Origin of the sequence: Corallococcus aberystwythensis (assembly GCF_003612165.1) — a bacterium.
Lineage (GTDB): Bacteria > Myxococcota > Myxococcia > Myxococcales > Myxococcaceae > Corallococcus > Corallococcus aberystwythensis.
The window spans coordinates 1-11,428 of sequence record NZ_RAWK01000301.1 but is presented as its reverse complement, the minus strand read 5'-3'; the positions used below and the strand labels follow the sequence as shown (position 1 = coordinate 11,428).

At 68.4% G+C, this 11,428-nt stretch carries 9 protein-coding genes; 5 read left to right on the top strand and 4 right to left on the bottom strand.

Annotated elements, in window-relative coordinates:
• Positions 1-185: 185 nt before the first annotated feature.
• Positions 186-443 carry a 50S ribosomal protein L31 gene (gene rpmE / locus D7W81_RS35010; RefSeq protein ID WP_120559727.1) on the top strand — a complete coding sequence of 86 codons (258 nt, stop codon included), beginning with the start codon at positions 186-188 and terminating at the stop codon, positions 441-443.
• Between the two features lie 230 nt (positions 444-673).
• Positions 674-1,552 (top strand): DNA-methyltransferase, encoded by an 879-nt coding sequence (locus tag D7W81_RS35005; protein ID WP_120528908.1) that lies wholly within the window; start codon positions 674-676, stop codon positions 1,550-1,552.
• A 9-nt stretch (positions 1,553-1,561) separates the two neighbouring features.
• Here D7W81_RS35005 and D7W81_RS35000 read toward each other — a convergent pair whose 3' ends face one another.
• On the bottom strand, positions 1,562-3,316 hold the full coding sequence (locus D7W81_RS35000; RefSeq protein ID WP_120559726.1) for a M1 family metallopeptidase: 1,755 nt from the start codon (positions 3,314-3,316) through the stop codon (positions 1,562-1,564).
• A 128-nt stretch (positions 3,317-3,444) separates the two neighbouring features.
• Between D7W81_RS35000 and D7W81_RS34995 the strand changes: the two genes are divergently transcribed.
• Together D7W81_RS34995 and D7W81_RS34990 are read left to right on the top strand one after the other, a co-directional pair.
• Positions 3,445-5,835: a 3-hydroxyacyl-CoA dehydrogenase/enoyl-CoA hydratase family protein gene (locus tag D7W81_RS34995; RefSeq protein WP_120559725.1), complete on the top strand. Its 2,391-nt coding sequence runs from the start codon at positions 3,445-3,447 to the stop codon at positions 5,833-5,835.
• An 81-nt stretch (positions 5,836-5,916) separates the two neighbouring features.
• Positions 5,917-7,089: a thiolase family protein gene (locus D7W81_RS34990; protein WP_120559724.1), complete on the top strand. Its 1,173-nt coding sequence runs from the start codon at positions 5,917-5,919 to the stop codon at positions 7,087-7,089.
• A gap of 52 nt (positions 7,090-7,141) precedes the next feature.
• On the opposite strand, the gene D7W81_RS34985 is transcribed toward D7W81_RS34990, so the two are convergent.
• On the bottom strand, positions 7,142-8,980 hold the full coding sequence (locus D7W81_RS34985; protein ID WP_120559723.1) for a MutS-related protein: 1,839 nt from the start codon (positions 8,978-8,980) through the stop codon (positions 7,142-7,144).
• A 167-nt stretch (positions 8,981-9,147) separates the two neighbouring features.
• Between D7W81_RS34985 and D7W81_RS34980 the strand changes: the two genes are divergently transcribed.
• A complete protein-coding gene (locus D7W81_RS34980) occupies positions 9,148-10,053 on the top strand; it encodes a hypothetical protein (protein ID WP_120559722.1) in 906 nt (301 codons plus the stop codon).
• Positions 10,054-10,150: 97 nt separating this feature from the next.
• On the opposite strand, the gene mrpC is transcribed toward D7W81_RS34980, so the two are convergent.
• Positions 10,151-10,897 carry a Crp/Fnr family transcriptional regulator MrpC gene (gene mrpC / locus D7W81_RS34975; RefSeq protein WP_014395195.1) on the bottom strand — a complete coding sequence of 249 codons (747 nt, stop codon included), beginning with the start codon at positions 10,895-10,897 and terminating at the stop codon, positions 10,151-10,153.
• A 265-nt stretch (positions 10,898-11,162) separates the two neighbouring features.
• A partial coding sequence (locus tag D7W81_RS34970; RefSeq protein WP_208721578.1) for a helix-turn-helix domain-containing protein occupies positions 11,163-11,428 on the bottom strand: 266 nt, incomplete at its 5' end.

Sequence of the window (11,428 nt, the reverse complement as noted above, 5' to 3'; positions counted from 1 at the left end):
ACCTAGCCCCCGCCTCCCTGGCTGGTCACCGGCCGGCCCCGGGGGAGGGGGCCCCGAGGAGAAACCCCCGGCCCGGACGGGCATCCTTGAGAATGGGCGGGGCCGTCGGTATAAGCCCCGACCCACCTACAACGCTGGACCTCCCTCCCATCCTGGGCGGGGGCAAGGCGCACTGGAGAGAAGCCATGAAGCCCGACATGCACCCGGTCTACCCGCCCTCCCGCATCACCTGCGCGTGCGGCAACATCGTCGAGACCAAGTCCACCCGCGGCTCGTTCAGCGTGGAAGTCTGCTCGAACTGCCACCCGTTCTTCACCGGCAAGTACAAGCTGCTGGACACGGCCGGCCGCATCGACCGCTTCAAGAAGAAGTACGCGAACAACGCGCCGGCCGCCAAGAAGGGCGTCAAGGCCGCCGAGGCCGCCGAGCCCGAGAAGGCGTAGTCCTTCCGCTCCACAGCATCCGCAGCACCCCACGGGCAGGGTCGTGGAGGGCCTCGAAAGACAGAGGCACTCCCGCCCTGCTCGCGGTGTTTCAAGTCCCCGCGCTCGTCAAATTTTCACGCGCCCTTTGGCTGCTACAGCCAATTACAGGCCAGAAATTCGACGTAGCAGCCAACTGACCGCACAGTCCGCCGCGTCCCAGAGACGTCTGTCCCAAAGACGGAGGCGTGATGTTCGCGGAAGCTGCTGCCCCTGCCCTGAAGATTGTCCGACGCTCCCAGAACGACAGCGTCTTCGCGAAGCGCGGGGAGGCCTACACGCTGCTGCAGGGCGACAGCCTGGAGCTGATGGCCCAGCTGCCCGAGCAGTCCTTCGACCTCATCTTCGCGGACCCGCCGTACTTCCTCTCCAACGGCGGCACCACCTGCAAGAACGGCAAGCGCGTCTCCGTGGCCAAGGGCCAGTGGGACGTCTCCCGCGGGGTGGAGGAGGACCACGCCTTCACCACGAAGTGGCTCGCCGCCTGCCAGCGCCTGCTGCGCCCCACCGGCACGCTGTGGGTGAGCGGCACGCAGCACGTCATCTTCAACGCCGGCTTCGCCATGCAGAAGCTGGGCTACAAGCTGCTCAACACCGTCACCTGGTACAAGCCCAACGCGAGCCCCAACCTGGCGTGCCGCTACTTCACGCACTCCACGGAGCTGCTCATCTGGGCCTCGCCGTCCTCCGGCGGCAAGCTGAAGCACGTCTTCAACTACCAGCGCATGAAGGCGGAGAACGGCGGCAAGCAGATGCGCGACGTGTGGAACCTGCCGCGCAACGGTGACGAGGAGCTCACCGCCGACGGCGCCGGCCGCATGTGGACGCAGACGGCCCCGCGCGGCGAGGAGAAGGCCTTTGGCAGCCACCCCACCCAGAAGCCGGTGGCCCTGCTGGAGCGCATCCTGGAGGCGAGCTGCCCGGAGAACTCGCTCATCCTGGACCCCTTCAACGGCAGCGGCACCACCGGCGTGGCCGCCCTGAAGCACGGCCACCGCTACGTGGGCATCGACATGAACCCGGAGTACCTGGCCCTGTCCAAGAAGCGCCTGGACGCGACCCTCAAGTAGTCCGCTGACTCACGCGCGGGCGAGGATGAGCTCCACTCCCTGCCGCGCGATGGGGTGGTACCTCGCCCCGTGCTTCTCGAACGCCGCGCGCGCCACCTTGCGGTGGTCGCGCGACGAGGCGAGCACGCTGTAGAGCGGCTTCAAGTACTTCATCCGGCCCACCTCGCCGAGGAACTCCTCGGCCCGGCCGAGCGGCGCGTCGAAGCCCGCGCGCAGCGCCGCCACCAGCCACGCCACCAGCACCTCCGAGTTGCGGCTCCCGGTGAGCGCGTACTTCGCGTCCAGCTCCCGGAAGACGTCCTTGGACGTGTCCACCGGCATGCTCTCCAGGAAGAGCTGCCACTCGGTGGGCGTCCAGTCCTTCGTGTCCGCCTGCGAAGGCACCTTCCCGCGCAGCCTCTCCAGTGCCTCCAGCCGCGCGGAGGTGGGGCGGGGCGCGCTCTCTGGCACGCCGGGCCGGTTCAGGTACGCGTCCGCGTCCACCTTCGCCAGCGCTCCGGGCAGCTCGCCTTCCGTGAAGCGGACGAACTCCTCCGTGGTGAGCGCCTGGAAGCGGTACTTCGCCAGGTAGCGGCGCAGGAAGCCGTCGAAGGTGGGGCGGCCCACCGCGTCCTCCAGCGCGCGCAGCAGCAGGTAGCCCTTCTCGTAGGGAATCTGGGAGAAGGCCTCGTCCGGGTCCACGCCGGACAGGTGCGTGCGCAGCGCGGTGAGCTGCGGGTGCGCGCGGAAGTGGTGCAGCGCTTCATCCAGCGAACGGCGCCCCAGGGCCGCGTGCAGCGCCGCGACCTCCGGCCCCGCCAGCGCCTCCAGGATGCGGCGCTCCGCGAAGACGGTGAAGCCTTCGTTCAGCCAGAAGTGCTCCGCGGACGCGTTCGTCACCAGGTTGCCCGTCCACGAGTGCGCCAGCTCATGCGCCACCACGTTCACCAGGCTCTTGTCCCCCGCGATGAGCGTGGGCGTGAGGAACGTCAGGCGCGGGTTCTCCATGCCGCCGTAGGGGAACGACGGCGGCATCAGCAAGAGGTCGAAGCGCTCCCAGTCGTACGGCCCGAAGAGGGACTCCGCGGCCTTGAGCATGTCGTCCACGCCCGCGAACTCGTCCGCCGCGTCCTCCAGCGCCTCCGGCTCCGCCCACACCCGCGAGCGCGGCCCTAGTTCCTTGGACGTGAGGCTGCCCACCGCGAACGCCAGCAGGTACGGGGGCACCGGCTGCGGCATCTCGTAGTGCTCCTCCGCCTCCACGCCGTGCTCCTCGCGCGCCACGAAGGACGCGGCCATCACGGACTTGAGCCCCTTGGGCACGCGCAGGGACGCGCGGTAGCGGATGCGGATGCGCGGCGTGTCCTGCAGCGGCACCACGCTGCGCGCGTGGATGGCCTGGCACTGGCTGAAGAGGAACGGCTGCTGCCCGCCCGCCGTCTGCGACGGCGTCAGCCACTGCAGCGCGCTCGCCTCCGGAGACGTCCGGTAGCGCACCGTCAGCTGCTTCACGCCCTCCGGCAGTTCAATGCGCAGCCGGCTGCCCAGGATGGGTTCAGGAGGGGAGAGGATGTAGGGCAAGGGGCGACCCTGGTCATCCACCACGCCCCGGATGTCCAGGTCGCGGGTGTCCAGGTCGAGGGGTCCCGCTGACGCCTCCTTCAGGGTCAGCGTGGCCTCCGCGTGCAGGCGGCGCGTCCGGAAATCGACGCGGGCCTTCCAGTCCAGCGTTTCCGTCTCAGGCTGCGTGCTGTCGTTGTACGAGTGCGGGTCGAGGCGAGCCATGGGGCCCGACTTGTAGTCGGGGAGTCGACCTCCTGGCGAGCACACCCGACGGCAATGCCGGTTGACTTCCGGGTCAATCGCCTACATTTGTGCAGTCCCCTACTTCCTTTCAAGGGAGCGAATTTCCGATGACGACCCGGATCCGAAAAGTGGCGGTGCTTGGCGCTGGCGTGATGGGCAGCGGCATCGCCGCGCATCTGGCCAACTCCGGCGTGCGCGCCCTGCTGCTGGACATCGTTCCGCCCAAGGCTGGCCCGGGCGAGGACACCGCTTCCAAGGCGTTCCGCAACAAGTTCGCGCAGGGCGCCATCGCCAACCTGCGCAAGGCGAAGCCCAGCCCCATCGTGTCCGAGCAGGTGCTCGCGGCCATCGAAGTGGGCAACCTGGAGGACGACCTTCAGCGGCTGGGTGAGTGCGACTGGATCATCGAGGTCGTGAAGGAGGACCTGTCCGTCAAGCAGGCCCTGTTCGCGAAGGTGGAGAAGCACGCCCGCAAGGACGCCATCATCTCCTCCAACACGTCCGGCCTCTCCATCGTGGGCATGACGGAAGGGCGCGGCGCGGAGTTCAAGAAGAACTTCCTCGTCACGCACTTCTTCAACCCCGTGCGCTACATGAAGTTGCTGGAGCTGGTCGCCGGCCAGGAGACGAGCCCGGAGGTCGTGAAGACCGTCCACAAGTTCGGCGAAGAGGTCCTGGGCAAGGGCATCGTCTACGGCAAGGACACGACCAACTTCATCGCGAACCGCATTGGCGTGTACGGGATGATGCGGACCATCTCCGAGATGCAGAAGACGGAGATGTCCATCGAAGAGGTGGACAAGATCTTTGGCCCGGCCATGGGTCGCCCCAAGTCCGCCGTGTTCCGCACCGCGGACATCGTGGGCCTGGACACGTTCACCCACGTGGCGAAGAACTGTTACGACACGCTGACCCACGACGAGGAGCGCAACGTCTTCGCCGCCCCGGACTTCCTCCAGAAGATGGTGGAGAAGGGGATGCTGGGCGACAAGACGGGCGGCGGCTTCTACAAGAAGGACCGCGCCGCGGGTGGCAAGGACATCCTCGCGCTGGACCTGAAGACGCTGGAGTACCGGCCGCAGGCGAAGGTGCGCTTCGACTCGCTGGGCGCCGCGAAGGACATCGAGAACGTCAAGGAGCGCGTGGCGTCCGTGATGAACGCGGACGACAAGGCCGGCAAGTTCGCCGAGCGCGTCACCCTGGACGTGCTGGCGTACTCCAGCCGCCGCATCCCGGAGATCGCCGACGACCTGGTCAACGTGGACCGCGGCGTGCGCTGGGGCTTCGGCTGGGACCTGGGGCCCTTCGAGGTCTGGGACGCCTACGGTGTCCAGAAGGGCGTGGAGCGCATGAAGGCGCTGGGCCTCAAGCCCGCCGCCTGGGTGGAGGAGATGCTGGCCAAGGGCCGCACGTCCTTCTACGGCGTGCAGGACGGCCGCGACACCTACTGGGACATCCCCAGCAAGTCCGTGAAGCCGGTGCAGGAGAACGCGCGCACGTCCCGCGTGGAGTACCTGAAGCGCGGCAACAAGAAGATCACCGGCAACGACAGCGCGTCGCTGTGGGACATGGGCGACGGCGTCACGCTGCTGGAGTTCCACTCCAAGATGAACTCCATCGACGATGACATCATCGCGATGATGAACACCGCGCTGGATGAGACGGAGAAGAACTTCAAGGGCCTCGTCATCGGCAATGACGGCTCCAACTTCTCCGCTGGCGCGAACATCATGGCCATGCTGATGGCGGCCAAGAGCGAGGACTTCGACTCCATCCGCAAGATGGCGTCCGCGTTCCAGCAGGCCAACCAGCGCATGCGCTACAGCCCCGTGCCCGTCGTGACGGCGCCCTTCAACCTCACGCTGGGCGGCGGCGCGGAGGTCACCATGGGTGGCAACGCGGTGCAGGCCAGCGCGGAGCTGTACATGGGCCTCGTGGAAGTGGGCGTGGGCCTCATCCCGGGCGGCGGCGGCACCATGATGCTGCTGCGCAACGTGTTCGGCGGCTACGCGGCGGACAAGGACTTCGACTCGCTGCCCTTCCTCAAGAAGGTGTTCCTCGCCATCGGCACCGCGAAGGTGGCGACGAGCGCGGAAGAGGCGCGCGAGTTCGGCTTCCTGTCGCAGCAGGACGGCATCACGGGCAACCGTGACTTCCTGCTGTCGGACGCGAAGTCGCGCGTGCTGGGGCTGGCGAACGGCGGCTTCCGCCCGCCGCGTCCCACGCGCTTCCGGCTGCCGGGCCCCAACGGCGCGGCCACCATCGACATGATGCTGTACGACATGCAGCTCAACAATCAGATCAGCGCCCACGACCGGAAGATCGCCCAGAAGCTGGCGCGCGTGCTGTCCGGTGGTGACACCAGCCCGTCCGTGCTGGTGACGGAAGACAAGCTGCTGGAGCTGGAGATGGAAGCGTTCCTGAGCCTCATCGGCGAGGAGAAGACCCAGGACCGCATGATGTTCATGCTCGAGAAGGGCAAGCCGCTGCGCAACTAGCGCGGGGCGTTTACTCAATGGGTTTCCAGACACGAATTCCGAAGCACGCCCGGATGCTGTCCGGGCAGGGAGACACCTGACATGTCCGGTCGAGTCGTGATTGCCAGCGCGGTGCGCACCCCCTTCACCCGCGCCCACAAGGGAGAGTTCAAGGACACGCGTCCGGATACGCTCGCGGCCCTTGCCATCAAGGAGGCCGTCGCCCAGGTCCCCGGCCTGAAGGCCTCGGACGTGGAGGACGTCATCCTGGGCTGTGCGATGCCGGAGGCGGAGCAGGGCATGAACGTGGCCCGCAACGCGAGCCTGCTCGCCGGGCTGCCGGACACCGTTCCGGGCATGACCATCAACCGCTTCTGTTCCTCGGGCGTGCAGTCCGTGGCGCAGGCGGCGCAGGGCATCAAGTCCGGGATGATGCAGGTGGCCATCGCCGGTGGCACCGAGTCCATGACCATGGTGCCCATGGGTGGCAACAAGGTCTCCGCCAACCCGGAGATCATGGAGAAGATCCCGGAGGTCTACACCTCCATGGGCGCCACCGCGGAGAACATCGCGTCGCGCTACAGCGTCACGCGTGAGGACGCGGACAAGTTCGCGGCGGAGTCCCAGCGCCGCGCGGCCACCGCTCGCGAGCAGGGGAAGTTCAAGGAGGAGATCTTCCCCGTCACCACGACGATGTTCGACGAGGACGGCACGAAGAAGGAAGTCACCGTCTCCGTGGACACCATCCTGCGCCCGGAGACGACGGTGGAGGGCCTGGCCAAGCTGCGCCCGGCCTTCAACGCCAAGGGCGTGGTGACGGCGGGCAACGCGTCGCCGCTGACGGACGGCGCGGCGGCCGCGGTGGTGATGAGCGAGGAGAAGGCGAAGGAGCTCAACGTCAAGCCGCTGGGCTACTTCGTGGACTACGTGGTCGCCGGCGTGCCGCCGGAGGTCATGGGCATCGGCCCCGTGCCGGCCATCCGCAAGCTGCTGGAGCGCAACAAGCTGAAGATTGAAGACATCAGCGTGTTCGAGCTCAACGAGGCCTTCGCCGCTCAGGCGCTGCACTGCATCCGCGAGCTGGGCATCCCGCTGGACAAGGTGAACCCGAACGGCGGCGCCATCGCCCTGGGCCACCCGCTGGGCGTGTCCGGCGCGCGCATGGTGGCCACCATCCTGCGTGAGCTGAAGCGCCGCGACGGCCGCTACGGCGTGGTGAGCATGTGCATCGGCGGCGGCATGGGTGCCGCGGCGCTGGTGGAGCTGGCGAAGTAATCCGCTTCCGCTTCGCGCCCCCTGTGACTGGAAGGGGGCGCGGAGGGGACTGTCAGGAGGCCGGGGCGTCCGGGTCGTTCACCGGGACGCCCGCCAGGCGCAGCACCCGCAGCGCGTTGGTGGTGTCCACCACCCCCTGCCGGAGCCGGTAGTCGAACACCATCTTCCCGTCCTCCAGGTGGTCGCGGAAGTGGACGTTCACCACGTGCGAGCCGGGCTCGTCCGCCAGCACCGCCAATGACAAATCATGCGTCGTCACCGCGCCACACGCGCCGGAGGCGAGCAGGAGCCGCAGCACCTCGCGCGAGGCAATCTGGCGCTCGCGGGTGTTGGTGCCCAGTAGGATTTCGTCCAGCAGGAAGAGGGCCTGCCCCTTCGCGGCCGCCGCCGCGTCCAGCACCATCTTCAGCCGCAGCACCTCCGCGTGGAAGTACGACACGCCGCGCTCCAGCGAGTCCTTCACGCGCATGCTGGTGAGCACCTGCACCGGAGACAGCCGGAACGCCGCCGCGCACACCGGCGCGCCCGCCAATGCCAGCACCACGTTGGCGCCCAGCGCGCGCATCAGCGTCGTCTTGCCGCTCATGTTGGAGCCGGTGATGAGCAATGCGTGGCGCGGGCCGGGCAGGGTGACGTCATTGGGCACGGGTGCATCCAACAGCGGGTGCCCCAGCGCCGTGGCTTCGACACTCGGACCCTGGGCCTCCAGCTGGGGCCAGGTGAACGCGGGGCGGTCGTGGGCCAGCCCTCCCAGGCAGCAGAGGGCCTCCAGCTCCGCGAGCCCTTCGAACCACTGGCGCACGTCGCGGCCGTGCGCGGCGCGCCAGTTCTCCAGCGCGAAGAGGGCGTGGATGTCCCAGAGCGTGAGCCAGTGCACCAGGGGGTGGAACTGGTGCCGCTTGAACTCGATGAGCGAGTACAGCCGGCTGAAGCGCCGGAACAGCGCGGACACCGGAGGACCGCTCTGCGCCCGCAGGCCGGACTGGAGCTGCTTCAGGCGCGGGTGCTCGAAGGTCTGTCCCTCCACGCGCTCGAAGAGGGACGCGTAGCGCACGAAGCCGCGCTCGCCGCGCTCCACGCCTTCGTCCATCTGGCGCAGCGTGCGGCGCGTGGCCAGCGCGACGCCCAGCTGCGCGAACAACCCCAGCCACACGAGGCTGTCTGGAATGACGCCCACCGTCCCCAGGATGAAGAGGGTGAGCGTCACCGGGGGCAGCAGGACCGCCAGGGGGCGCGACCAGCGGATGGCGTCCAGCGAGGGGCCGGCCTCCGCCCACTGGATGAAGAGGGCCGGGTCCGCCTTGTCCTTCGCCACCACGCGGGCGTCCACGCAGAGCTCCTGGCGGAAGTCCACGCGGGGGGCCAGCTCCTTCGCGGCGCCCTGCCGGGTCACCACCGCTTCCGCGGTCGCGGGAGCGGACAACCATGACGCCAGCCGCTCCTCGCCCGCGCGCGTCGCCGCCTCGTTGATGAGCTGGAAGAGGCTGCCCTGGCCAAAGACATCCAGGTCCGTCGCGTACAGGTGGTTGGGGGAGAGGAACCGCTCACCCGTGTCGGTGAAGGCGTGCCAGCTGCCCTCCAGCCGCGCCAGGCCCCGCTCGTTGAGCAGGACGAAGTGGCGCGCGCGCTGCTCCTTGAGGAACACCTGGTGGTGCAGCACGGCCAGCAGGCCATAGACGGCGAGCGCTCCCGCCGCGGCCCACCACCAGGGCTTGGGCAGCCGGCCCATCAGCGTCAGCGCCGCGATGACGAGCGCCGCCACGAAGGCCACGGTGCGCAGGTTGGCGTACCTCGCGCTGACGCGGTCCAGCGCCGTCAGGTCCGCCTGGGCGGCCGCGCGGCGGTCGGTGTACGTGCGATGGGGGCTCGGGGACTCAGTAGGGACGGGCACGATGGCCGAGCATGCTGTGCGGCCCCCCGGCGGAGGGCAAGCGCGCAACGCGCTCCGGCACACTCTGGTTGCCACGTGACGTTGACTTCCCGTGGGCCCCCGGGATTTGAATGCGGCGTGTGAGGGGCGGTCGGGCCGGCCGTGCCTCGCGGAGGGGGTTCAACCCCATGTCGTTCCCCAAGGTCGTGCTGGGCGGAGGGCTCCTCGTGGGCCTGCTCGCCGCGCCTCCCGCCGAGGCCCGCTTCGGCAAGAAGTCGGATTCCAACGAAACGTCGAAGCCCGTCCACAAGGCGTCCGCCATTGGCGCCAGGGACGACGACGATTCGAAGAAGGACGACGAGAACAAGAACCGTTCAGCGAAGAGGACGACGGTGTCGTCCACGGACGACAGCTTCGAGTTCAGCGACAGCAGCGCGTCCGACGATGCCGCGGCCCTCATCCTGGGTGCTGTCTTCGAGCTGCTGTTCCGGGGCATGGGCGAGGCCATCGCCAGCACAGGCACCCACCATGGCCACGACATCGACGCTGCCGACGCGCAGCCCCAGCGCAACTCCCTGCGGCACGCCGTGCCGTTCTCCTTCCGCGCGGGCGTGCTCGCGTCCCCCGTCGAGGGGGGCATGGGCGTGGACTTCGACGTCGGCTGGGATGTCCGCCGCTTCGGAGTGGACCTGCGGCTGTCCCGGCTGATGGGCACCGGGGCCGGTGCTACGTCCCGTGACACCCGCACCCTGGGGGAGATGCACGTGACGTACTCCCCCTTCGTCCGGGAGGACCTGCGCATGCGCGCGGAAGCGGGCGTCTCCATCGTGGATCTGCCCGGCCGCGTCTACGTGGGCCCCAGCCTGGGCATGTCCATGGAGGCGTGCATCCTGGGGCCCCTGGACGTGGAGGCGCGCTTCCAGGTGACGCCCTTTCCCTACCGGCAGATGGACGTTCGCGCGGGCCTGGCGCTGCACCTGGGCAGTCTCATGCTGCGGGGCGGGGCGCGCAGCCTCTACCTGGACTCCGAGGTGCGCCCCCCGGGGCAGAACCGGAGCTTCGCCCCCGAGTTCGGCATGGGCTTCACGTTCTGAACGCCATGCCTTGAAAACACCACGGGCCCGGCCGCGGATGCACTCGCGGTCAGGCCCGTTGGACGTCACGGTCCCTCAAGAGGGACGGCGTGGGGTCTTACTTCTCCTTGGAGGCCAGCTTGCGCAGGGCCTTCTGGTCACGCACGCAGAGGATGCGGCCGACGTTGCCGAGCACGCCCTCGCGCTTCATCTCGTTGATGAGCGTGGACACGAAGGAGCGCGAGGCGCCCACCAGGTCCGCCAGGTCCTGCTGGGTGATGCCGCGCAGGTCCGTCTCGCCGCCGTGCGGGCAGCGCTCACCGTGCGCCTCCACCAGCGTGAGCAGGGTGTCCGCCAGACGGGCCGGCACTTCCTTGAAGGTCAGGCCCAGCACGCGCTTGCGCAGCGAGCGCACGCGGTCCGCGTAGGCGCGCACCACGTCCACCGCCAGGGCCGGACGGGCCTCCAGCTGGGCGCGGAAGTCACGGCCCTCGATGCTCCACACCTCGGCCTCGCCCGCCGCCACGGCCATCTCCTCGATGGGCGTGCCCTCGGGGCGGAACAGCTCGCCGAACAGGTCGCCCGGGCGCAGGATGGACACCACGGAGCGGGTGCTGTTCTTGCCAATGCGCATCAGGCGCACGCGGCCGGACTTCAGCAGGTACACGCGGTCCGACGTGTCGCCGGGGCGGTAGATGGTCGAGTTGTGCGGGAAGGACTCGACCTTGAAGTAGCCCTTGAAGTCGATGGCTTCCTGGCCAGGGACCAGCTTGTTCGCGGTCACCATCATGCCGGAGGACGTCGCCTGCAGCGGCGCCACGACGTTGGAACCGATGGGGCCGAGGGGGCGGTTGAAGCCGTGCATGGGAGTCTCCTGGAAAGACGGAAGGGGATTCGGAAGGTTGGTCGCTGCTGCTGCTGCGGACGGACCTTGCCCTTTCCAAGAGGCGTGCCACGGGCACTTGAAGTATTCCCAGGGGAACAGTTTGAGGAATGCCGGGTACTTAGCGCTACAGCCCGGTCTGGCCCCCCGAAGTGTGTCCGAAACCTGAAACAGAACGTTCAAACAGTCTGATCAGTTTGAACGAAACGTTAAAGGGGCACACGGGTTTGTCCGGGCTGGGACACTGTCAGGAAGCATCCTTCACCGGATAAGGGTGCACCTGTGGACCATGACCCTGTGCAAGACCGAACTTTTGAAGCTTTCGTTCAAGGGTCGGACGGCTGATGCCCAGGATCTGACACGTGCGTCCCTTGTGGCCCTTGGTGACGGCCATGGCCCGGGCAATGAGCTGCCGCTCGGCCTCTTCCAGGGTGGGGATGAGGCTCACGTCGTCCACGGCGGGGGGCGCGAACATGGCGCCCGCGGCGCCGGGGCCGCGCTGGGGGTCCAGGG